The organism is Streptosporangium sp. G12 (genome assembly GCF_052983175.1).
This window is the reverse complement of sequence record NZ_JBRIQO010000015.1, coordinates 175,025-197,314: the sequence shown is the minus strand read 5'-3', so window position 1 is coordinate 197,314 and position 22,290 is coordinate 175,025. Positions and strand designations below refer to the sequence as shown.

Genomic DNA, 22,290 nt, shown 5'->3' with positions numbered 1-22,290 from the left:
CGTGGGTCCGGGACATGGCTCTTGTGACGCTGTGTGAGTGTGGTCATGGGCTCGGTACTGGTGGAGTCACCTATTCGACTATCGCGAGTTCTCGATGCCGAGGGCCGTGGTAGTGACTTTCCGTGATGTCGGCGGCAACAACCGAGCTCTCGGGCAGCAGGTGCGCGCGGAAGGGCAAAGTGGGCCTGACTATGTCGGTAGGGCCTGCCAAGATCGCGACATGACAATCGATGCGCTGACGCCGTTCCGCTGGCTGCAACCGCCGTACGGCGATCGGGGCGACCTGCTCGGCGAGATCTATTGCGTGACCTTGGTGCGTGGGCTCGACCCGGCCGAGGTGCTGCGCCGGTTCGGCGCTCGCACGAGCACGCAGATGAACTTCGCCGAGCTGAAGCTGGCAGTCTCCGACTTCACGATGATGACCAAGGGTGGTGAGGGAGGTGGTTATGTCGGAGTGGTCGCAACCGGCGATGGGTGCGCGGCGGTGGAGCCGTGCGGCTGGTCGGGGACGGACAACCCGACGCTGGAGCGTCTGTCGGCCGACACCGACGTGGTGTCCGTCCTGCGGCATGACTATGCCTGCGACTACTTTCATTACGCCGCGGACGGCATGGTGCTCACGGCTTTCGACCCGACTTTTCCCGAGCGTCGCTCCGGTGCCGACACCGACCGGCTGGCCGGCCTCATGCGCGAGTTCGGTTTGCCTCTCGCGGAGGGCTCAGATGAGGACTGGGATCAACGCTACGACGACCTGTCCGGACATGGCGCGCGGATGTTTGCGATGGCGGCTCGCCTCACCGGCGTGACGTTCACCGCCGATCTGCTGGACGGACCGTTTTTGGTGGGCGCGATCGCCGACCTGCCACCGTCACAAGAGCCTCAGCCCGGGAAGAGCCTCGGCGCTATACTCGAGCAACTGAAAGCGGCAGGCGGCCCTGAGTCTGATCATGGCGCTGCTTAACCCCCATGGGCCTGCGGTACTGATTGGTGTGCTCGCCTATTCCAACCGCCACTACGGACACTAGGGTCGTCGGTGAGCTTGTGGAGCCACTGGCATCGCCTCGAAGATCGTCAGATGGACATGTTGCCCAAAGTCGACGCCCTGCTCGTGGTGTGTACCGACTTCTCTGACCAGGAATGATGGCAGGCCGTACGAAACACGCTCGGCGACATCGACAAGGACGGCTGGGCAAAGGAGTTCTCGGGCCAGGTGAAGGTCGTCGAGGACCCCGCCTATCAAGGCTTCACTGCGCAGCAGATCCTCGCCCTGCTTCCGGACGGCTACCAGGACCCGATCCTCGTCATCGCCGACAAGGTCACCGTCGATTCGCAGGAGATGCCGTTCCTGGTCATCGAGCTGGAATTCACATGGGAGATGCGCGTCATCCCCTCCGAGATCCCCGGGATTCACGCCAACCTCTCCATCGGCAACATGGACTTCGGCGAGTTCGCCGAGAGCGCCGACGCAGACGGCGTCTTCCGCGGGTTCCACGACTGAACCGCCACGCCTCCGGCGAGCACGGAACGTCACCAGTAGGGCCCAGGGGAACGACAACTCGCGACAGTTGAATACGCGACCCCACCAGTACCGAGCACGGGTCAGCTGGCTTGTTCGGCTCTGGCTCGGGTCTGGGCAAGGCGGTAGGAGTCGGTGCCGGTCTCGAGGATGTTGCCGGCGAAGGTAAGCCGGTCGACGATCGCAGCGCAGAGGCGCGGGTCGGTGAAGGTGCGGGTCCAGCCGGAGAAGGACTCGTTGCTGGCGATGGCGACGCTGTTCTTCTCTTCGCGTTCGGTGAGGACCTGGAAGAGGAGCTCGGCGCCGTGCCGGTCGAGTTCCATGTAGCCGAGTTCGTCAATACAGAGCAGGTCGACGCGTCCGTAGCGGGCGACGGTCTTGGCGAGGACCTTCTCGTCGGCGGCCTCGACGAGTTCGTTCACGAGCTTGGTGGCGAGGGTGTAGCGGACCCGGTAGCCCTTCATCGCCGCCTCGGTCCCGAGGGCGATGAGCAGGTGGGACTTGCCGGTGCCGGAGTCGCCGATCAGGCAGAGGGGCTGGCCCTTTTTCACCCATTCGCAAGTGGCGAGCGTGTGGATGGTAGCGGGGTCAATGTTGGGGTTGGCGTCGAAGTCGAAGGCGCGCAGAGACTTGTCGCGGGGGAACTGGGCCGCCTTGATACGACGTTCGGAGCGGCGACGAGCACGGTCATCACATTCGGTTAGCAAGAGCTCGGCGAGGAATCCCAGGTAGGACATCTGCTCGCGGGTCGCCTGCTCGGCCAGTTCGGGGAAAGCGGTGCGGATGCTGGGCAGGCGGAGCATCCGGCAGGCCTGGTCGATGGAGGCCTGGGCGGCCTGTTCGGTCATGCCGCGGTGGGGGACGCTCATGGTGTTTCTCCTTGGGCTGGGCGCTCGCCGGGTGGCCGGGCGCGTTTGAGGAGCTGGTCATAGGCCGTCACCGAGGGCAGCGGCCGGGTGTCGCGGGGAAGCTGGGCCAGGCGCCGTTCAGTCAGGAACGTCACCGTTGCCTCGTGGTTGTCGTGCTGGGCAGGTTCAGGAGCAGCTTGTTCGTCTTCCTCAGCGGCTTTGCGGGCCTCCAGAGCGACCGCATCCGCGGTGAGGGCGCCGACCCGCAGCGCGGCGGCCAGGCCGGTAACCAGATGCTCGGTAGGAATGTGACGGGCCAGGAGCAGCACTTCGATCAGCGCGCGGGTGCCGTCGCGGTCGCCGTGGGCTTTGCAGGCCGCCGCCCACCAAGTGTCGTGAACCGGGGTGAACCTGCCCGCGGCCCGCGCCTGTTCCAGAGCGGTCGCGCCCGGCAGCGCGCCGGGCTTGCGGATCAGGACCTCCAGATAGTGGTCCAGTTCCAGGCGCCGGCCGCCCTTGGCGAACAACCGATCGTGCTCGGCGACGACCTGCTGTCCGTCATAGACGATCAGGCGGGAGGCGCGCAGCATCACCCGCAGCTGGCGGCCAATGAACCGGGCTGGGACCGAGTACCGGTTCGTCCGGACGGTGATCTGGCTGTAGCGATCGACCCGGACCGGGAGCAGCAGCCCAGTCTCGAACGGCTCCTGCGAGACCATCCGCAGCAGCGGCCGCTCGATCGCGAAGTACTCGCCAACCGTCCTGGCCCGCGCCCCGATCCGCCGTCCCTCGTCGGCCTCGTCCCAACAGTCGATCATCTCGTTCAGCTCATCCAGCGAGCCGACCTCTGGAATCGGGGCCAGGTGGTTGCGGCGGAACCAGCCGATGTCGCCCTCGACCCCGCCCTTCTCGTGGGCGCCCTTGATCCCCGGCTGGCAGTAGAACGCCTCGACCCCGTAGTGCTCTCGAAACGCCGTCCAGCGGGCGGACTCCGTCCGGGCCCGGGTGAACCCCAGCACCGCGGAGACCGCAGCCTTGAGGTTGTCGTAGCGGACCTTGCCCGTCGGGACTCCTCTAATATGGGGTCCCCGTAGCAAACAGCGGAAATCCAACGGATATAAGTCTGACCTGCGGTTACTCGGGTTTCCGGGACGGTTGTTGATCTCCTCAACTACGGTTCGTCATGGTTCGTGTGTTCCGTGACGTACGGGGTGGTTGATGTCGACGCGGTTCCTGTCGGATGAGCAGTTGGAGCGTCTGCGGTCGTTCCCGGACATCGGACGCGAGGAGCTGAACAAGTACTTCACGTTGACGCCGCGCGAGCATGGGTTCCTGGACGCGCCGGGCCGGGGTCCGGAGGCTCGGCTGGGGCTGGCCGTTCAGCTGTGCACGCTGCCGTGGCTCGGTTACGTCCCCGACGACCTCCTGGGGATCCCGCAGGCGGCGCTGCTGCGGCTGGCGGGCCAGATGGCGGTGTTTCCCGGGATGCTTGAGCAGTACGACCGGGTGACGCGGAAGCGGCCCCAGACCCGCAGCGATCATCTGAAGGCGGTTCTGAAGTACCTGACGTGGAAGAACCCGAAGCCGGGCAGCATCCAGTGGAAGGAGCTGGAGCAGTTCCTTCTGGATCGGGCGATGGAGCACGACACCCCGAGCCTGCTGTTCCAGCAGGCGGTGGAGCACCTGCAGTCCGCCCAGGTCGTGCGGCCCGGAGCGGTCACGCTGATGGAGCTGGTGACCACGGCCCGCGCGGCGGCGGGGAAGCTGACCACCCAGAAGGTCGGGCATCTGCTCACCGGGTCGATGCGGGCCGGCCTGGACCGGCTGCTGGTGGAGGATTCGGAGATCGGGACGTCCCGGCTGCGATGGCTGACGACGCCCGCGGTCGAGGCGAGTGTCCCGGTGATCGGGGTGTCGCTCGACAAGCTGCTGTACCTGCGGGCGATGGACGCCCACCAGCTCGATTTGTCGATGCTGCCCCGGGAGCGGCGCCGGTTCCTGGCCACGGTGGCTCGCCGATCCACGGTGCAGGGCCTGGAGCGCCGGGAGGAGCGCCGCTACCCGATCCTGCTTTCGCTGGTCGCCCAATCCGCGGTCGATCAGCTGGACGAGGTCATCGCCTTGTTCGACCAGGCGGTGTCGGCGCGCGAGTCCCACGCGAAGGCCAAGACCGACGAGGCCCTGGCGGAGCGGGCCAAGAAGGGCGAGGCCCGCCAGTTGCTGATGGATGTGATCCTGCCGGTGCTGAACGACCCGGGCATCCCGGACGAGGAGGTCGGCGGGCTGCTGCGGGGCCAGATCGGACTCGACAAGCTCCGCGAGGTCGCCTCGTTGTCGTGGAAACCGTTGCCCCGCGACCACGGACGGCTGGCGGCGCTGGAGGCCTCCTATACCTACCTGCGCCGCTTCACCCCCAGAGTGCTGTCGGTGATCGACTTCCAGGGCGGGCCCGGCGCCCAGGATCTGATGACCGCGTTGCAGATGCTGAAGGACCTGAACCGCACCCACGGGCGCAAGGTCCCGGCTGAGGCACCAACGTCGTTCGTGTCGGCCCGGTACGCCGACTATCTGGCCAAGGCCCGCAAGGCCGGTGATGACACTGCGTTCCGCCACTACTGGGAGCTGTGCGTGGTGCTGGCCCTGCGGGACGGGCTCCGCTCCGGAGACGTGTTCGTGCCCGGCTCGCGCCGGTACGCCGACCCGGGCACCTACCTGTTCACCCCGGAGCAGTGGGAGGGCAAGCGGGCGGAGTTCTGCCAGCTGGTCCGCAAGCCCGCCGCCGCCTCTGATTTCCCTCGCCGCCGCCGGTCCCGCAGGACCGCCAGTTCGTTCTTGGACAGCACCTGCGCCTATCCATCCTCACATCCGCAGAGGAGACGGACGGGCGTCATGACCTGTCCGAGATCACTTTGCCCGGCGGGGCCGGAACGCCGCTGCACCTGCACACCGGCTATGAGGAGCGGATCTGGGTCATCGACGGCTCCCTGACGGTGTGGGCGGGCCCGGAGACCTTCACGCTACGTTCGGGTGACTTCTACGCCATCCCGATGAACACCCCGCACACGCTCAAGGCCGGCGCCGACGGCGCGCGCACGCTCAACATCACCTCGCCCGGCAAGTTCGCCGAGCTCATTCGCCGGACGGGCACGCCCGCGCATCTGGCCACGCCTGAGACCGACTGGGACATGGGCCTGTTCCAGGCGGTCACCGAGGAGTTCGGCGACATCGTCCTCGGCCCGCCCGGTGCCACTCCGGCCGACCTTGAGCGCCCCGCCCCGCAGTAGCACGTGTGGTTCGGCGCCGCCCTCCCAGCGCCCTTGATACCGGCAGGCAGCACCCGCGCGGCGATGACCAGGGTGAGCGCACCGGTGGGGAGGTTGACCAGGAACGCCCACCGCCAGCGCGGCTGGTCGGTGAAGACGCCTTCGAGCAGGGGCCGACGGTGCCGGCCACGCCGTACACGGACTCGAACATGCCCTGGCAGCGGCCGCGATCACTGGGCACGACGATGTCGCCGACCAGGGCGAAGGTCAAGACGATCATGCCGCCTGCGCCCCGCTCCCTGCGGGACTGTACGGTTTTCGGCTCTGTCCCATAATCGGCTCTGTCTCTCTTTCGGTGGTGACGGAGCGTTAGGCCAAGAGGATGCGGTGGCGGAGTAGTGCGAAGCCGGCTCTGCCGTGCATCTGGCGCATGATGCGCTTGGTCTTGGTGTTCACGCCTTCGGTGCCGCCGTTGTGGTGGGGCATGGTGACGGCCGTATGGACGGCGTCGCGGTCTTGGTCGAGGCCGCGGGTGAAGGAGTGCAGGTGGGGTAGGTCGGCGGCGCGGACGGTGGTGATCCACTCGTTGAGGCGGTCGGCATTGTCCTTGCGCGGTCGGAGCAGGTCGGCGAAGGCGCGCACCAGCCCGGCCAAGTCGGTCATTTCGGGGCAGGTGGCGGTGAGCTCGTCACGCAGGTTCTGCTGCTTGACGGTGGGGTTACCGGGCCGGGTGAGCAGGAGCCGGGCCAGGTGGCGCGGTGAGATGGGCGGGCGGTCGCCTTCGACGCGGCCCTGGGTGATGTAGCGATACAGGAGGTTGAAGCTGCCCGGGTAGCCGAGGGTCTTGATCTCGTTGAACAGGTGCAGGACGGGGACGGCGGGGTCGTCGGCGTGGCGGCGCCGCAGGTGGTCACGGTAGGGGTCGACCAGGGTGGGCCGGTACTGCGGGGCGCGTCGCAGCCGTCCGGGCTCGGGCACGCGCGCGTAGCGCTTGACGGTGTTGAGCGACAGGTTCAAGCGGCGCGCGCACTCCAGCAGACCGACGTTCTTGCGGAGCAGGTCGTGGACCTGGTGCCAGCGCTGCAGGGTGCTTTGTGCTCGGGGGCCGTCCTGCGGGGGCGGGCCGGCCTTGGCCCAGCAGGCGCTGTGCGCGGCGACCTCTTTCATGACGACCTGGCCGAGGCCGTGCCACAGGTGCCACCGATCACCGGCCTGGATCGCTTGCGGGAGGGCGCGGCGGATTGCCTCGGCGTAGGTGCCGGAGCCGTCTCGGCACACGACCTGCACTCCGGGATGGGTGCGCAGCCAAGCCTCGAGGGTGTTGGCGGTGCGGTCGGGCAAGACGTCGATGCGCTGGCGGGTCTCGGCGTTGATGAGCACGGTGGCGTAGCGATGGCGTCGGCGCAGGGCGAAGTCGTCCACTCCCAAGACGCGGGGCACTTGAAGCTGCGGCAGGGGCAGCCGCAGCAGGATGCGCAAGGCGGTATGCCGCGACAGGGGCATGGCCAGGGCGGATAAGACTCGTGTGCCGGCACGTCCGGCCAATTCGCGAACCACAGCGCCGATGTGGCCGCTCAGGCGGGGAGTGCGCCGCTGGTAGCGTTCCAGCACGCCGGGGAGTTGTTCGCGGAAGGTTTGACGGCAGCCTCGCGTCGGGCATATCAGGCGGCGGATCCGCACCGCCACGAATACGCGGCGTGCGTCGACCGGGACATCAGCCACGTTCCGCTCGTGATAGCCGTGCACGCGTGTGGTCTCGGCACCGCAGCCAGGGCAGGCGACAGGGCCGTCCGGGGTTCGCGCCCGTACCCGAATCCGTTCGCGCTCGTCCGCCACGTTCTCCACGACCAGCGGCGATAACCCCGCGAACACCACACTCACCAGCTCATCGACATCACGCATGACTCACTGTGACGCGTCAGGGCGCTCCGTCACCACCGAAAGAGAGACGGAGCCGAAAACCGTACAGTCCCGACGGCATCGCGTGTGGGGTTGAGCGGCGTCGGGAGGAGAGCCGCCGGTGGATGGCAGTGGGCCTCCTGCTCCGGGATCGGAGCAGGAGGCCCACCGGCTACATGGTCAGCGCAGCTTTCGGAAGGTCTCCCGGACGTCGTTGGTGAAGGCTTCGGGGTTCTCGTAGTGGACGAAGTGGCCGCCCTTCATGTGGGCGTTGACGTTGATCACGTTGAAGGAGCTGCGCGTGGGGCCGTTCTCAAAGGCGGCGATACGCCCTTCGACGGTGTTGACGCCGGGCGGGTAGGCGTCGCCGAGGAGGAAGGTGAAGCCGGCCGGCGGCTCGACGACGGGCTGGCGGCTGTGGGAGGGCACCCACGGGTAGCGCGCCGCGTTGCGGTACATGCGGATGGAGGAGCCGATGGCTTGGTTCACCCAGAAGGTGGTGGCCTCGGTGAGGATGAAGTCGCGGGGGAAGTTCTTGTCGAAGTCACCCCTCTTATCGCTCCACTTCTTCCACCGCCGCAGGAGCCAGGCGAGCATGCCGATGGGGGAGTCGTTCAGACCGTGGGTGAGGGTCGATGCGTCGAGCATGTGGACCGCGACGTGGGAGACGTAGGTGCTGACGAGGTTTTCCAGGCCCGCCCGCAGCTCCGGCGTGGCGTCCTCGGGAATCTTGGCGCCGTCGGTCAGGTCCCAGAACCGCTCGTTCGTGAACTGGCCCGGAGGCATGTCGTGACCGTAGTGCAGGCCGATGATGCTGTCGGCGTACTTGTGGCCGAGCGCGCTGGTGACAAGGGCGCCGTAGTCGGAGCCCGCCGCGGCGTACTTCTCGTAGCCCAGTACCTCGGTCATGAGCTTGTGAATGATGTCGGCGATCTTCCAGTAGTTCAGGTCGCCCCTGCCGACGGGGGTGGACCAGGCGAATCCGGGCAGGTCGGGGATGATGACGTCGAAGGAGTCGGCCGGGTCACCGCCGTAGGCGGCGGGGTCCGTCAGCGGGCCGATGAGTGGGAGGCTGAACCCGCTGGACCACGGCCAGCCGGAATGAATGGCGAGCGGGATCGGGTTCGGGCCCTTGCCGCGCACGTAGTAGAAGTGCACGGGCGTACCGTCGATCTCGACCTTGTACTGGTCGTAGGTGTTCAGCCGCTTCTCCTGCGCACGCCAGTCGAAGCCGTCCGCCCAGTACTCCACGAGCGGCTTGAGGTAGGCGGTGCTGATCCCGTAGTACTCCTCCTCATTGTCCAGGTCGTCGAAGAAGCGGGTCTTCTTCAGACGGTCCTTGAGGTCGTCCAGAGCCTCCTGGGGGACATCGATCTTGTACGGTTCCAGCGCGCTGGGCTTGTTGTTGCTCACGGCAAGGCTGCTTTCGCGTAGTGGTGGAAGAGAAGTTGCTGTCTGGCAGGCGGGCGCCGCCGCCTGCCGATGTTCTGATCGCACCGTGGTCGGGTGTGACCGGCCGCCGGGCGAGGTGAGGAGGCTGCAGGTAGCGTCAGTTGGTGAAGTCCAGGCGGACCCGGGTCTGCTTGAGCTCGGCGATGTACCATGAACCGTTCGTCTTGACGAAGTGTGCGTGGTAGTGGCCGAAGCCGTGCATGCCCCTGAAAGGGATGTCCTCGGACACGTCGGCGTCCTTGGGACGGGTGATGATGTCCTCCATTGCCCATACGCCGTGGGCGGCGGTCGCCGAGTCGACGTCGATCTCGTCGGAGAACAGGTGGTGGACCAAGGTGACGCCGGGGCCGCCGCTGGCGCCGACCGTGGCGGCGATCCCTTCCCGGCCCTCCATGTGCAACCAAACCGATCCGTCCGGCTTGTGCGGGGTGAACGTGCCGTCTGGCGTGAACAGATTCGCCAGGTCCTGCCAGCGTTGATGATCCGCGTAGCGGACGTAGCGAGCCATCAGGCGACGAAGATCTTCAGTAATGCTCAGACGCTCAATGGCATCCATAATCGATCACCCCTATACCAGTGATGTGGACGGACATCCCGCCGGTGCTCGCTTCGGCCACCCGGGCCCCGTCAAGCGGGCTGCTCTCTGTCTCACAGACGACGTACGCGCTCCCGCCACACGGCAACGGGCCTACGCAGATCTCCTGCACCGTCAGTCCGCCTCCAAGTCGACACGCGTCCCGGTGAGGATTGGCGATCAAACCTGCTCGGTGATGTGGGCATCACCGGAAAGGCTTGCGAACTTCGGTTCTGGACTTCACGGTCCATTTATCATGCGGCATCACAGAGTGGACTAGCAAGTCCAAAAAATTGTGACGTCGTTCACTCAAGCCGACATCGACCATCCTCGCCGGGCCGGGCATGGGAAGGACCAGGGTGAGTCATTGAGCCCTTTTCATCCTGAGTAACGGCGCTCTTCGACGAGTTGCAGCACGAGGATCGCCTGCACGAGCGCGGTCGCGCGATGTGGACAGCAGCGCAGCTTGGTCAGTACCTTCCAGGCTTTCAACATCGCGACAGCACGCTCACCGATGGCCCGGATGCGGGCGTGGGAGCGGTTGACGTCCCTCTGCGCTCGAGACAGCCAGGGGCGATGGCGATGCCGCTTGAACGGCGTCCGTATCGTGCCGCCCGCCCCCTGATAGCCCTTATTTTGGCCAAAGTCTTCACACCGGCGCCGACCAAGGCGTCGATCAGGCCCACCGTCCGGTCCGTGGTCACATCGTGGACGGTGCCCGGCAGAGCAGGCGAGGCTCACACCAGCCGGCCCATGGGATCGGCCAGTATCTGCACGTTCATCCCGCGTGCTTATGTTTCCCGCTGTAATGCGGCCGCTCATCGGCGACGCGGTCGATGGGAATGAGCGTGCCGTCCACGATGGCGTAGGCCAATCGGGCTGCACACTCGACGGCGGCGTGCACGTCATCGGCCAAAGCGGCCAGGAGATCGACGCTTTCGCGGATGTAGCGCCAGGCCGTACTAATGCTTCGTTCCTCAAAGCAGGTAGATAAACCGACGCCAACGGCGGCGAGGTTCAGGAGCCGGACGGCCCCAGATCCAGGGGCGAGCGCGGGTGTTGAACTGGGCGGTTGCAACGGTGGTGGCGTAGGTGATCTCGCCGGGGTCGGCGAAGGTCTGCCCAGCCAGGGCCTGACGGCGGAAGATGCGCCACCAGGCTTCTTGCAGGTTGAGCCAGCAGGCGCCCTTGGGGATGAACACCTGCTGGATGCGCGGATGGTCAATGAGTCATTCTCGGGTGGAGACGCTGTTATGGCTGGAGGAGGTTGTCGGTGATCACCGCGATCGTTCCGGTCGGGTTGGCCTGCTCCAGCAGCGTCAGAAAGCGCTGTCAGCCGGCGCTGTTGCGCGAGGCGGCGCACATGGTGACCGCTTGGCCGTCAGCGATGCGAAGGCCGCCGTAGACCCAGATCTTCTCCGGTCCCCGGCTGTATTCCACAGCGGCTTTGATTCTCCGGCCGTCGGCGCTCCAGCCGGGCGCGGCCTCGAAAGTGCGGGAAAGGATGAGGCCGAGTTCGTCGGCGGCCACCACGGTCACTCCCGGTGGCGGGCCGGTGTAGAGGGCAACGATGCGGGTTCTTTTGGGGCGAAGTCCGGGTCGTGGCTGGTGGCCCAGGAGCGGGTGCGGCGCCAGCGCACCCCATCGGCCAACAAAATTCGCCGCACCTGCGAGCGCGCCACTTTGATGCCCAGCCCTTGGGCGGCTTCGGTCAGCGTGTCCAGTGTCCAGTTGCCCGGTCCGTCCTCCTGGTCCGCGGCCAGCTCACCGGTTGCCTGATCGCGCAGCGGCCGGCCCGGAGGCCGGCTGCGGGCCAGCGCGATGATCTGTGAGCGCTCGGCTTCGCTGATCCGCCGTTTACGGCCGACACCAGACCGATCTCCCAGCCCATCGAGACCTTCGGCGTTGAAACGTGCCAGTCGGTAGCGCACCGTCTTCTCACTGCAACCGATGCTGCGGGCGATCTGCGGCACCCGCAGCCGCTCCCAGCTCAAAGAGATGATCTGCGCTCTGCGGATCCAGTCGGCCGGGGCATGTCGTGCACCGGCCAGCTTGCGGACCTTCCGTTCCTCCACCATGTCCTTCGGCGCCCGCGCGAACAGGAGCTTCGGCACTGCCTCACCGCCCATCAACGACCCGCTGGGCCCTGATCGTACGTCTAATCTTGTCGCTCAAAAAGGAACGGAGCACTAGTGCACCCAGTCGGGCACGGGATCGTCAGTGGGCGGGCCGGGAAGCTCGGGTGAGGTCATAGGTCCATGCTCACCCGGCCTGCTGATCGACCGCAGGCAGACACGGCTTGTCGTTTCTGGCGAGCACTTCACCCAGCCGGGGACGGCTATCGCCGCCACACGTTGACCTTCTCGGTCACCAACAGCAGTGCCCCGTCCGGACCTTTCACGTACGAGGGGGCCCAAGTCTGCCGGCGCAGTGACTGGTCCGGTCCGTGTGCCTGATTCCTCCAGTGCCCCGACACGACCCACCGGTGCCGGTATCGGCGCCCCAGAGCCTCGTCGTCCTGCTTCCGGTCGATCGGCACGTACCGATGACGCAGATCCACCACCGTCATCTCAGGGTTCTCCCGGCCGGCCCGTCCGTAGGCGCGGCGCGATCTTCCGCCCGGCGGCGCTCATGCCCGCCGCCGGACGGGCATGAGGCTCGGCGTGATGTACCGGATAACGTGCCCGAGTCGCGCACCGTCCCCGGAGACGGATCGCCTGATCGGCGGGCGGCCGTGATCGCTTATGTACGCGATAATAGGCTGTTATCGCGTACATCTTCGCGGTCCATGCCAGCGATGTCAGCGCCGACAGTCCGGACATGGGGCGGAGCCCTCCCCGGGTGGTCCGCCCGCAATGCGAGTGACATGTGCGAGCGGCCCGTAGTCAGCTACGCCACCGGTGGGGTACCCCGCGATCACGTTCGCTCGGACGACGCCGCCCCGCCGGGCATCCCTGCCGTCGATCTGCTGCAATGGGCTGCAGCTCTTCAAGGCGACGCTGAGTCTGATGACGTCCGCTCCGGCGAGGCGTTTCCGGGTTCACCGTGGGTTCGGCGATCAGCTCTGGGGCGTAAGGGGGCCGAGGTCGCGGACGACCTCGGTCAGGGCGCGGATGAGCTCGTTGTCCGTCTCGTTGCGCCACACCATCGCGTACGGCAGCGGCCCCATGTCGGTGACCGGCAGGTAGGCGATGTCCGGCCGTACCCAGTAGCGGGTCATGTGGGCGGGGAAGAGCACGACGATCTCGGCCATGCTGGCGAAGGTGATGGCCTCTTCGGTGGTTTGCACCACGGGGCCGCGCTCGATCGTGCGGCCGCGGCGGGTCTCGCGTGGAATATAGGCGTCGTACCAGTAGCCGGGCCGGGTGTCGGACTGCGGGTGCTGGAAGTCGGCGGCGATCTCCAGGGAGACCGACGTGCGGCGGGTGAGCTCGTGGCCGGTGGAGACGGCCAGCACCCGGGGTTCGGCGAACAGGACCGGTCCCACGGTGAGGTCGGGCTCGTCGATGGGCAGCCAGGCGATCAGGACGTCGATGTCCCCGCGGCGCAGCGTGGCGAAGGCGTCGCTGAACTGGGTGCTCTGGACGCGCAGTTTCCACTGCGGGTGCCGTAGGCGAAAGACGTCCCAGTAGGGGCGCAGGTCGTAGGCGTTGGCGGGGAGCATGCCGACGCGCAGGGTGGCGGTGATGCCCTGGCCGGCGAGCTGGGCGCGCTCCATGCTGTCCTTCAGCCCGGCGTAGAGAGGCCGCAGGTCGTCGCGGAGCTGCCGGCCGACCGGCGTCAGCCGTACCGTGCGGTTGGTGCGCTCGAACAGCGGGGCGCCGATCTGCCGTTCCTGCTTCTGGATGGCCTGGGTGACGCGGGCGGGTGACAGGTACAGCCGGGCGGCGGTGCGACCGAAGTGCAGCTCCTCGGCCAGGGGCAGGAAGATCTCGATGTCGCGCAGTTCCACGCCTGACCTGCTCCGTTCACTCCCACTGAACGTGATCTTTCGAGGTTCGTCGTTGTTCCGGGTGTTCACCGTACTTGATCCTCGAATCGCACGAACCGTTCGTTCGATGGAGCATGTTGATGGACGTCCTCATTTCCGGCGCCGGCATCGCCGGGCCCGCTCTGGCGTACTGGCTGCGCCACCACGGTTTCACCCCCACCGTGGTCGAGCGGGCCCCGCAGCTGCGGACAGGCGGAGGCCCGGTGGACTTGCGCGGCGAGGCGCTGGACGTGCTGGACCGTATGACCCTGCTGGAGCGGGTTCACGCGCTGAACCCGCACATCGGCCAAGCGGCGAGGGCGGACGATGACGGCACCCTGCCCGCGGTGGTCCTCGCGGCCGACCTGCAGATCCTCAGGGGCGACCTGATCGCCCTGCTCTACGAGGTCACCCGCCAGGAGGCGGAGTACGTCTTCGGCGACTCGATCACCGCCCTGGAGCAGGGCGCCAGCGGTGTGCGGGTCACCTTCGAACGCGGCCGGCCGCGCCGCTTCGCCCTGGCGGTCGGTGCTGACGGGCTGCACTCCTGCACCCGCTCGCTGGTCTTCGGGCCGCACCAGCGGTTCGTACGGCACCTGGGCATCTACACGGCGACCTTCAGTCTGCCCAACCACCTCTGCCTGCCCGACACCGGCCAGCTCCACAGCATGCCGGGCAAGGCGGCCGACATCTTCAGCGTCCGCGACAACACCGGGGCGTACGCTGCGCTGCACTTCGCCTGCGGGCCGCTGGCCTACGACCGCGACGACACCGAACAGCACAAGCGCATCGTGGCCGAGCGGTTCGCCGGCGAAGGCGGGCAGGTCGCGCGCCTGCTGGAGGAGATGAGCAGGGCGGAGGGCTTCTTCTTCGACGCCAACGACCAGGTGGAGATGGACCGCTGGTCCTCGGGCCGGGTGGTGCTGCTCGGGGACGCCGGCTACTGCGCGGCGCCGACCTCGGGCCGTGGCGCCTCCCAGGCGCTGATCGGCGCCTACATCCTGGCCGGCGAGCTGGCCGTGGCCAGCGGCGAGCACACGTCGGCGTTCGCCGCCTACGAGCGGGAGATGCGCGGCTTCGTCGCCGAGCATCAGCAGACGGGGCGAGAAGGGGCCGACCGGTTCTTCATGGGCACGCCCATCCAGGAAGGGCTTGGCATGGCCGACGCCGACGCGCCTGGGGTGGCCTGCGGGCAGATCGTCAGGCTGAAGGACTACGCGCCCAGCTTCGCAGCAACGTGACCGTGTCCGATGCAAACCATGAAGGCTCGATCTCCACCGGCCTTCACGCTCACCGCCACCAGGCGGTGTCGTGTCAGCGGCCGCGTCAGGACGGCGACGGCCTGGCGTCAGAGCGGCCGGCGATCGTGGATGCCATGAACGATTCGGCGAGGACGGCCTCGATGGTGGAGGCGATTTTCTCGGGCGACTCGGCCTGAGCCGCTCAGATACCCACACTCCAGCGTCCGCCCGTTCACGTGATTTTTCGTAACGAATGTGAAGGAGCACATAGCCATGTCCATCACCCTCCCCGAACAGGACCAGCTCACCTTGCGGACCGCCGCGTGGGGCGCCGTGTCACTGATGTCCGCCGCCGGTGCCGCCGGCTCGGCGCACAAGGCCGCCACCGAGGGCTCCATCGCCCTGACCTCCGCGACCGGCCTGGTCGGGCACGTGCTCGCCAAGGCCCCCAAGGGCGTGAAGTACGGCAAGACCGTGGCCGAACTCGCCGACCAGGTGCTGCCCGCCCTGACGCAGTCCGTCAGCCTGCTCCAGCAGCGGGACCCGGACGAGGCCGCCGACTTCCGCCGCACCGTCCTGGTCGCCGTCGAAGCGTCCACCCGGGGTGAGGCCGGCCCCGCCATGACGGAGATGGCCCGCAAGATCACCGCGGCCCTCGACGCCGCCTCCGTCTCACCCGGCACGGTTGCCGCGGACAGCGTCCCGGCCGTGCCGGAGGCCGGCCAGGACCGCCCGGAGCTGGACAAGGTCCTCCAGGAGATGGTCGATGCCGGTTTCGTCGGAGTGTCGCTGCGGGTGCACGATGAGTGTGGTGAGTGGACGGGCAGCGCCGGAACGGCCGAGCTCGGCGGCACCGAGGCGGTGCCGGTGGACGGGCACGTGCGGATCGGCAGCAACACCAAGACCTTCATCGCCACGGTGGTGCTGCAGCTGGTGGCCGAGGGCAGGATCGGTCTGGACACGCCGGTGGATGACTACCTGCCGGAGTTCGGGCTGGACCGGCGGATCACGGTGCGGATGCTGCTGCAGCACACCAGCGGGGTGTTCAACTTCACCGGCGAGTACTACGAGGACGGCACGTTCGCACCCGGCATCCCGGCCACCATGGCGGGCCAGGAGTGGGTGGACCACCGCTTCCACACCTACCGGCCGGAAGAGCTGGCCCGCCTAGCGCTGTCCAAGCCGGCCCGCTTCGAGCCGGGCACCGACTGGAGCTACTCCAACACCAACTACGTGTTGGCCCGGCTGCTGATCGAGAAGGTCACCGGCCGCCCAGTGGCCGAGGACATGCACCGGCTCATTCTCGGCCCCCTCGGCCTGACCGGCACCATCCAGCCAACCACCGAGACCGACATCCCCGCCCCGCACGCCCACGCCTACTACCGCTACGAAGAAGACGGCGAGCAGAAGACTGTCGACACCACCCGGCACAACCCATCCTGGATCTCCAGCGGCGGCGATATGATCTCCACCACCCGCGACCTGCACACCTTCATCGCCGCCCTGACCAGCGGCAAACTGCTGCCGGCCGAGCTGCTGGCCGAGATGTGCACCCCCGAAGCCAAGGCCGGCTACGGGCTGGGCGTGTTCATCCAGCAGGCGCCCGGCGGCGGCACCGTCATCACCCACAACGGCGGCATGGCCGGCCACGCCGCGCTCATGTACAGCACCCCCGACGGCAGCAAGACCCTGACCGCCACGCTCAACTACGTCGACGACGCCGCCCTGTCCATGGGAGCGGCCTTCCAGCAGGCGACCCAGCGCCTCGTCGCCGAGGTGTTCGGCAGCGGGCAGGCCGGACCGGCTCAATAGCCGGCCCTGAACACCAGAAACACGCCTGGGACATCTCGGTAGGCGAGCTGACGGGCCACGCGGCCGCCTACCGGAACCCTGCCTCCCCACCCCCGCATTGCCCTGCGAACGGTTCGCCCTGAGCGCGACATTGAAGACGAGGAACCATGAGAACCCAACCCGCACCCGCGACCAAAGCCCTGCGGCGCATGGCGGTCACAGCGCTGGCGGCCACGCTGCTGGCCGGGACGGCCACCCTAGGGTCGGCCACCGCAGACAGCAGCGTGACCGTGCCGGCGGCGGCCGGGCAGGACCGCCCGGAGCTGCAGAAGGCCATGCAGGCGTTCGTCGATGCCGGTTTCACCGGAGTGCAGCTGCGCGTGCACGACGAGCGGGGCGAGTGGGCCGGCAGCGCCGGAGTGCGCAAGCTAGGTGCGACCGCGAAGCCGCCCACGAACGGGAGGTTCTGGACGGGCAGCATCATCAAGCCCTTCACCGCGACCCTGGTGCTGCAACTGGTGGCCGAGGACAGGATCGCCCTGGACACGCCGGTGGACGACTATCTGCCCAAGTTCGGGCTGGACCGGCGGATCACGGCGCGGATGCTGCTGCAGCACACCAGCGGCCTGTTCAACTACACCGGCGACTTCGACCCCGCCGGGACGTTCGTGCCGGGCATCTCCGCCAACGGCGACGCCTGGCTACCCGACCGCTTCCGCTCCTACCGGCCCGAAGAGCTGATCCGGCTGGCGCTGGCCAAGCCGCTACGGTTCGAGCCGGGCAGCGACCAGCAGTACACCAACACCAACTACACCCTGGCCCTGCTGCTGATCGAGAAGGTCACCGGCCGCTCATACGCCGAGGAGCTGCAGCGGCGTATCCTGCGCCCGCTCAGGCTGGAGGGCACATCCGTGCCGGGCGACCGGACGCGGCTGCCCGGGCCGCACGCCCATGGCTACTACCGGTATGAGGACGCCGCCGGCCGGGAGCAGGTGGTCGACATCTCGCGCCAGAACCTCTCCCTGCTGGCCGGCGCCGGTGACCTGATCTCCACCACCCAGGACCTGCACACGTTCTTCTCCGCGCTGAACGGCGGCAAGCTCCTGCCGGCCAGGCTGCTGGCCGAGATGCGCGCGCCGCACTCGAAGATGGGCTATGGCCTCGGAGTGTTCGTGCAGGACCTGGGCCCGGGCTGCGGCAACGTCTACCAGCACAAAGGCAGCCCCCCGCACGGCTACGGCGCGCTGATGTACAGCTCCCCCGACGGCAGGACGACCGTGACCGGCTCGGTGACCTGGGTGGACGAGGCCACCAGGGGCCCAGCGAAGGATTTCCAGAAGCTGGTGGACACGCTCGTCGAGGAGGTCTTCTGCGACGGGCAAGGCGGGCCGCCTCAGTAGACGCGGCCGAGCACCGACAGTGTGCGTGGCCTGACGGCCCCACACTGGGCGATCAACAGCGCCAGGGCGCTGTCAACCTTTCTTTCCTGCGCCCCCGCACCGGGGCCTGCTCCGCCGCGCCCACCGGACTCGCAACTGGGGCGCCCTGGACGCCTTCGGCGGCCCCATCGACCAACTAGAAGGCCGATGAAGATCTTGGGTTCTGGCCCCGCCGCGTGATCGGCGGGGCCAGACTCATATCTCGTGGTGATGGGGCAATGGGCCGGGGAGACAATTGGGCCGGATGTGTGGCAGACCTGCCGGGAGCTGATCCCGCCCCAGAGCGTGTTCGCGTTCCTGGCCGAGCATCGTGACCGGCTGTTTCCCGCGTCGATGTTCGCCGACATGTACCCCTCGGCCAACGGTCGTCCCAGCATGCCGCCGCAGGTCCTGGCGGCCGCGATCACGTTACAGGCCCTGCATGGCTTATCGGACTTCGATACCGTCCAGGAACTGCGCTGTGACCTGCGATGGAAGGCCGCCTGCGGGCTCGGGCTGCACGATACCGCCTTCGATCCCTCGCTCCTGGCCTATTTCCGCCGCCGGCTGGCCCGCACCACGCGCCCGGCGCGGACCTTCGACGCGGTGCGTGAGGTGGTCAAGGCCACCGGGGTGCTCACCGGACGCCACCGCCGGGCGCTGGACTCGGCCGTGCTGGACGACGCGGTCGCCACCCAGGACACCATCACCCAACTGATCGCCGTTGTCCGTACGGTGATCCGCCACGTTCCCGGCGCCGTCCAGCTCGCCGCGTCCTGCACCGCCACCGACTACACCACCACAGGTAAACCGCCGATCGCCTGGAACGACGAACACGCCCGCGCCGACCTCGTCGACGCCCTGGTCAAAGACGCGCTGTATCTGCTGGAGCACCTGCCCGCACACGACCTGGACGACAAGGCCGCCCACGCGGTCGGGCTGCTGGCCCTGATCGCCGGGCAAGACGTCGAGCCCGACGGCGACGGTCGCGACGGTCGCTGGCGCATCGCCCGCGGCACCGCCGCCGACCGGGTGGTCTCCACCGTCGATCCCCAGTCCCGCCACGTCCACAAGACCCGCAGCCACCACCAAGAGGGATACAAGGCCCACCTGGCGGTCGAGCCCTCAACCGGGTTGTTCACCGCCGTGGCGCTGACCCCCGGTGCTGGGGCCGCTCACCACGAGTCCAGCCTCGCCCTGCCCCTGCTGGCTGATGAGGAGGTTTCGGTGGATGTCTTCGCCGACAGCGCCTACTCCGCCGGAGCAACCCGCAAGGCTCTGCAGCAGGCCGGTCACCGGCTGTTCGTCAAACCGCCACCGGTTGAAGAGGGCCGTTCCTGGCGGGTTCAGCCTCGACGACTTCGTCATCGACACCACCGCCGGCACGGTGATCTGCCCCGCCGGGCATCAGGTCCCGCTGGCAGCGCCCAAGGGCCGCTACCAGCAGTGCAAAGCGTTCTTCGCCGGCCAGTGCACCGGCTGCCCGCTTCGTCCAAGGTGCACCACGGCCACATCCGGGCGGATCTTGACCATCCGGCCCCATCACGACGACCTGGCCGCCGCCCGCCGGCAAGCCACCACCGACCCCGACTGGCAGGTCGCCTACCGCCGCTGGCGACCCCCCGTCGAACGCGCCGTCGCCTGGCTCGTCCATCGGGGCAACCGGCGACTCCGGTATATCGGGGCCACAAAGAACAACGCCTGGCTTCACACCCGCGCCGCCGCGCTCAACCTACGCATCCTCGTCAGCCTCGGACTCCACCACGACAGCGTCACCTGGCGAATCACGGCCATGCCCTGAAAGGCGGCATCGCCCGACAAACCAAGATCTTCATCGGTCTTCTAGGCCGCCGCTGGCCGCGCCGATCGGGGTCACCGCGACCGCCTTCGAGGGCGCCGCACACATCGAGCCTGACGGCACGGTCGACCCGCACCAGATGGACGTCGGCGTGCGCTGGAAACGTCCGAGCGCCTGCGACCTGACCCAGCCGGAGCTGGCCGCGGCGGCGTGGCTGATCGAGCGCACCGCCGCAGGCGGCCCCTCCGGCGGCCCCTACGAGCTGCTCAGCCAGCGCGAGTTCGACAAGGGCGCGAAGCCTGAGCCGACACCGATGGTGCTCACCGAGTCCCACACCCCGCTCGCACCGTTCCGACTCGGCATGTATGTCGACCGCCGACCCGGGTACGGCACCTTCCACTATCGGGTGCGTGCCCGGGATCTGTTCGGACGGACCAGTGGGCCCTCGGCACCAGCCGCAGTCGACGTGCGTGACCTAGTCCCCCCGAGCGCCCCTCTCAACCTGGCCGCAGACCATATCGAGCCCAAGGACCCCGAGCGCACCGGCAGCGCCGCGCTCGCCTGGGCCAACCGGGACACCCCGCCCGGCGCGACTCAGCGCACCGCCACCCTCGTCCGCTGGACCTGGCCGGTCGGCCGCCAACGGCAGGCGCCCGACACCGACGAGTTCCGCCTGTACTTCCGGCACGGTCCACTCAACGCGGTCACCGGCTCCGTCCACACCGTCACCCCGCTCGGCGGCGACCGCTTTCGCGTCGACACCGACCTGCCGGCGATCGGGCCGGACTACCCCACGGCGCCGGCCCCGGTGGACCTCGGCGTGCTGCGCAACGAGGGCGAGGAGTACCCAGTCTTGACCATACAGCTCGCGACCAGCGGGCTGTCGCTCACGGTCATAGGGCCGCCTGCCTCGCCGCCGCTGCCGGGGCACTGCGCGCTGCGCTACGGCACGGGACGACCGCCGCTGCCCCCACACCCGGCATGGCGCTCATTCCGCGAGGCCGCCGACTGGGGCGGCCTCGTGCTCGGCCCGGGTCCCCAGACGCCGCTACGCATCGGCCTCGACGCGGTCATTCGCGGCCTGCTGCCAGCCGGGCTCGGAAGCGGGGTCATCGAGATCAGCCGCCGCAGCGAGTCCGACCCCGCCGCGGGTGGCACGCATCTGCACTACGAGCTGAAGCTGCGCGGGCTCGAGCTGGCCCCGACCGCCGAACGGCCGCGGGCGCAGGGCTCGTTCGGCATCAGCGCCGCCGACGACGCCAACCCCGCCAACGAGAGCTGGGTGTCGGCACCTGCCGGCATCTTCGCCGTGCACCGCTCCCCGCCCGAGATCCCCACCCTGACGCTTCCGGAGGAGATCTTCGCCAGCCCGGCCGACTGGCACGGCCACTCCTGGTACACGCTCACCTGGACCGCACGGCGTGGGGTCGGCTACCTGATCTACCGTGCGTCCGACGCCGAGCTACTCCAGGCCGCGAATGTAAGCATGGCCGCGCACCGCGCGCTCCCGCCAGGCCAGCAGCGCCAGCAACTGCGCGAGCTGGGCAGCCAGCAGGCCAACGCCGACGCATTCTCGCCCGTCAACCCGGAGCCGGTGTGGGCGGCGTCCGACGGTCCGGCGAGCTGGCTCGACCAGCTCGACGGCACCCTGCGCAACCGCTTCGTGTACCGGCTGCGCTCGATCGACCGGGCGGGCAATCTCGCACCGTGGCCGCCCAACCCTACCGCCGCCAAGGCCGGCGAGGTCGCGGTGGTCGTGGCCGTGCCGCCGTCGACCCCGCCCTCGCCGCCGCGCTGGGCCAGCTGGGAGCCGACCAGCGATGGGCTCGCCCTCCACTGGGTGCCGAGCCCGGAGGCCGACCTCGCCGGCTACCGCCTGTACCGCGCCGGCGACCTCGAGGCGGCTGGCGACCCGCGCGGCATGACGCCGCTGCTGGCTGGTGCCACGGGGGAGGGGGAGGGCGGCCTGGTCGCGGTCAGGGTCACCCGCGGCACCAGCCCGTCCCCGACCATCGAGGTCGAGCAGCTCCCGGTCGGCGACACCTCTCCGGACCGGCTGATCCGCTACGTGGACACGACCGTCGAGGGTGGCTGCGGCGCGTGGTACCGCCTCGTCGCGGAAGACGTCCGCGGGAACCGTTCGCTGCCGTCCGAGGTGCTCCCGACGCGCTTCCCGAAGCGCCAGCCACCTGCGGCGCCAGCGTGGTCGTCCGCCGCGCCGGGGACAGGCGGGGTCGAGCTAACCTGGTCGGCGGTGGAGGACGACCTCGAGCCGCTGGTGCTCCGCCGCCGCCCCGACGACCTGCTCTGGCAGCCACTCGGCCCGTGGTTGCCGCGCGGCACCAGCACGTTCCTCGACGTCGAGGCGGAGGCGGGGACTACTTACGAGTACCTGGTGCGCGTCCGCGACCGCGTCGGTCACGTGGTCTCCGGGCCGGTCCAGACGATCATCTTGCCGCCCTGACGGGCGCCCAACCCACGGGAGGAGCGGCCGTACCCGAGTTCACCGGCAACGTCCAT

The 22,290-nt window shown here is 68.4% G+C and carries 18 protein-coding genes and 3 pseudogenes; 11 read left to right on the top strand and 10 right to left on the bottom strand.

The window, feature by feature from the left end; translation table 11 throughout:
• Nucleotides 1-220 precede the first annotated feature (220 nt).
• Together ACVCAG_RS23635 and ACVCAG_RS23630 are read left to right on the top strand one after the other, a co-directional pair.
• Nucleotides 221-961 (top strand): DUF6461 domain-containing protein, encoded by a 741-nt coding sequence (locus ACVCAG_RS23635; RefSeq protein ID WP_440085881.1) that lies wholly within the window; start codon nucleotides 221-223, stop codon nucleotides 959-961.
• Between the two features lie 192 nt (nucleotides 962-1,153).
• Nucleotides 1,154-1,498 (top strand): annotated as a pseudogene (locus ACVCAG_RS23630) (DUF6924 domain-containing protein); the annotation flags it as partial.
• 101 nt (nucleotides 1,499-1,599) lie between these two features.
• Here the strand turns inward: ACVCAG_RS23630 and istB are convergent.
• Both istB and ACVCAG_RS23620 read right to left on the bottom strand, forming a co-directional pair.
• Nucleotides 1,600-2,385, bottom strand: coding sequence for an IS21-like element helper ATPase IstB (gene istB / locus ACVCAG_RS23625; RefSeq protein ID WP_329431123.1), 786 nt, complete (start codon nucleotides 2,383-2,385; stop codon nucleotides 1,600-1,602).
• Nucleotides 2,382-3,461: a Mu transposase domain-containing protein gene (locus ACVCAG_RS23620; protein WP_447190291.1), complete on the bottom strand. Its 1,080-nt coding sequence runs from the start codon at nucleotides 3,459-3,461 to the stop codon at nucleotides 2,382-2,384. The genes istB and ACVCAG_RS23620 overlap by 4 nt, the downstream gene beginning before the upstream one ends.
• Before the next feature lie 121 nt (nucleotides 3,462-3,582).
• Here ACVCAG_RS23620 and ACVCAG_RS23615 point away from each other — a divergent pair, with 121 nt between their 5' ends.
• Both ACVCAG_RS23615 and ACVCAG_RS23610 read left to right on the top strand, forming a co-directional pair.
• Entirely contained in the window at nucleotides 3,583-5,352 is a 1,770-nt protein-coding gene (locus ACVCAG_RS23615; protein ID WP_447190290.1) for a DUF4158 domain-containing protein, read from the top strand.
• Nucleotides 5,274-5,648 carry a cupin domain-containing protein gene (locus tag ACVCAG_RS23610; RefSeq protein WP_440085886.1) on the top strand — a complete coding sequence of 125 codons (375 nt, stop codon included), beginning with the start codon at nucleotides 5,274-5,276 and terminating at the stop codon, nucleotides 5,646-5,648. Before ACVCAG_RS23615 ends, ACVCAG_RS23610 begins: the two co-directional genes overlap by 79 nt.
• A 348-nt stretch (nucleotides 5,649-5,996) precedes the next feature.
• Here ACVCAG_RS23610 and ACVCAG_RS23605 read toward each other — a convergent pair whose 3' ends face one another.
• The 8 genes and pseudogenes from ACVCAG_RS23605 to ACVCAG_RS23570 form a co-directional block, all read right to left on the bottom strand.
• Nucleotides 5,997-7,529, bottom strand: coding sequence for an ISL3 family transposase (locus ACVCAG_RS23605; RefSeq protein ID WP_447190289.1), 1,533 nt, complete (start codon nucleotides 7,527-7,529; stop codon nucleotides 5,997-5,999).
• Nucleotides 7,530-7,706: 177 nt separating this feature from the next.
• Nucleotides 7,707-8,939 (bottom strand): alpha/beta fold hydrolase, encoded by a 1,233-nt coding sequence (locus tag ACVCAG_RS23600; RefSeq protein ID WP_440085888.1) that lies wholly within the window; start codon nucleotides 8,937-8,939, stop codon nucleotides 7,707-7,709.
• A gap of 136 nt (nucleotides 8,940-9,075) precedes the next feature.
• Nucleotides 9,076-9,534 (bottom strand): nuclear transport factor 2 family protein, encoded by a 459-nt coding sequence (locus ACVCAG_RS23595; protein ID WP_440085890.1) that lies wholly within the window; start codon nucleotides 9,532-9,534, stop codon nucleotides 9,076-9,078.
• A 396-nt stretch (nucleotides 9,535-9,930) separates the two neighbouring features.
• A pseudogene (locus ACVCAG_RS23590) lies at nucleotides 9,931-10,516 on the bottom strand (transposase family protein); the annotation flags it as partial.
• A 13-nt stretch (nucleotides 10,517-10,529) separates the two neighbouring features.
• Nucleotides 10,530-10,754: a hypothetical protein gene (locus ACVCAG_RS23585; RefSeq protein WP_440086073.1), complete on the bottom strand. Its 225-nt coding sequence runs from the start codon at nucleotides 10,752-10,754 to the stop codon at nucleotides 10,530-10,532.
• A gap of 130 nt (nucleotides 10,755-10,884) precedes the next feature.
• Nucleotides 10,885-11,085 (bottom strand): hypothetical protein, encoded by a 201-nt coding sequence (locus ACVCAG_RS23580; protein WP_440085891.1) that lies wholly within the window; start codon nucleotides 11,083-11,085, stop codon nucleotides 10,885-10,887.
• Between the two features lie 2 nt (nucleotides 11,086-11,087).
• Nucleotides 11,088-11,666 (bottom strand): helix-turn-helix domain-containing protein, encoded by a 579-nt coding sequence (locus tag ACVCAG_RS23575; RefSeq protein ID WP_440085892.1) that lies wholly within the window; start codon nucleotides 11,664-11,666, stop codon nucleotides 11,088-11,090.
• A 944-nt stretch (nucleotides 11,667-12,610) separates the two neighbouring features.
• The gene (locus ACVCAG_RS23570; RefSeq protein WP_440085893.1) at nucleotides 12,611-13,504 is read right to left on the bottom strand and encodes a LysR substrate-binding domain-containing protein; all 894 of its coding nucleotides are present in this window, start codon (nucleotides 13,502-13,504) and stop codon (nucleotides 12,611-12,613) included.
• Nucleotides 13,505-13,623: 119 nt separating this feature from the next.
• Between ACVCAG_RS23570 and ACVCAG_RS23565 the strand changes: the two genes are divergently transcribed.
• The 7 genes and pseudogenes from ACVCAG_RS23565 (at nucleotide 13,624) to ACVCAG_RS23535 (ending at nucleotide 22,234) form a co-directional block, all read left to right on the top strand.
• Nucleotides 13,624-14,763: an FAD-dependent monooxygenase gene (locus tag ACVCAG_RS23565; protein WP_447190288.1), complete on the top strand. Its 1,140-nt coding sequence runs from the start codon at nucleotides 13,624-13,626 to the stop codon at nucleotides 14,761-14,763.
• Nucleotides 14,764-14,765: 2 nt separating this feature from the next.
• Entirely contained in the window at nucleotides 14,766-14,960 is a 195-nt protein-coding gene (locus tag ACVCAG_RS23560; RefSeq protein ID WP_440085895.1) for a hypothetical protein, read from the top strand.
• Nucleotides 14,961-15,036: 76 nt separating this feature from the next.
• On the top strand, nucleotides 15,037-16,575 hold the full coding sequence (locus ACVCAG_RS23555; RefSeq protein ID WP_447190287.1) for a serine hydrolase domain-containing protein: 1,539 nt from the start codon (nucleotides 15,037-15,039) through the stop codon (nucleotides 16,573-16,575).
• 146 nt (nucleotides 16,576-16,721) lie between these two features.
• On the top strand, nucleotides 16,722-17,954 hold the full coding sequence (locus ACVCAG_RS23550) for a serine hydrolase domain-containing protein (protein WP_447190286.1): 1,233 nt from the start codon (nucleotides 16,722-16,724) through the stop codon (nucleotides 17,952-17,954).
• Between the two features lie 249 nt (nucleotides 17,955-18,203).
• A pseudogene (locus ACVCAG_RS23545) lies at nucleotides 18,204-19,295 on the top strand (transposase); the annotation flags it as partial.
• A complete protein-coding gene (locus ACVCAG_RS23540; protein WP_447190315.1) occupies nucleotides 19,186-19,773 on the top strand; it encodes a transposase in 588 nt (195 codons plus the stop codon). The pseudogene ACVCAG_RS23545 and the gene ACVCAG_RS23540, both read left to right, overlap by 110 nt.
• A gap of 148 nt (nucleotides 19,774-19,921) precedes the next feature.
• The gene (locus ACVCAG_RS23535; protein WP_447190285.1) at nucleotides 19,922-22,234 is read left to right on the top strand and encodes a hypothetical protein; all 2,313 of its coding nucleotides are present in this window, start codon (nucleotides 19,922-19,924) and stop codon (nucleotides 22,232-22,234) included.
• Nucleotides 22,235-22,290: the final 56 nt, after the last annotated feature.

Coding starts and splice junctions, on each gene's coding strand:
- ACVCAG_RS23635 (WP_440085881.1), top strand. CDS start 221: ATGACAATCGATGCGCTGACGCCGTTCCGCTGGCTGCAACCGCCGTAC.
- istB (WP_329431123.1), bottom strand. CDS start 2,385: ATGAGCGTCCCCCACCGCGGCATGACCGAACAGGCCGCCCAGGCCTCC.
- ACVCAG_RS23615 (WP_447190290.1), top strand. CDS start 3,583: ATGTCGACGCGGTTCCTGTCGGATGAGCAGTTGGAGCGTCTGCGGTCG.
- ACVCAG_RS23605 (WP_447190289.1), bottom strand. CDS start 7,529: ATGCGTGATGTCGATGAGCTGGTGAGTGTGGTGTTCGCGGGGTTATCG.
- ACVCAG_RS23595 (WP_440085890.1), bottom strand. CDS start 9,534: ATGGATGCCATTGAGCGTCTGAGCATTACTGAAGATCTTCGTCGCCTG.
- ACVCAG_RS23565 (WP_447190288.1), top strand. CDS start 13,624: ATGGACGTCCTCATTTCCGGCGCCGGCATCGCCGGGCCCGCTCTGGCG.
- ACVCAG_RS23555 (WP_447190287.1), top strand. CDS start 15,037: ATGTCCATCACCCTCCCCGAACAGGACCAGCTCACCTTGCGGACCGCC.
- ACVCAG_RS23550 (WP_447190286.1), top strand. CDS start 16,722: ATGAGAACCCAACCCGCACCCGCGACCAAAGCCCTGCGGCGCATGGCG.
- ACVCAG_RS23540 (WP_447190315.1), top strand. CDS start 19,186: ATGAGGAGGTTTCGGTGGATGTCTTCGCCGACAGCGCCTACTCCGCCG.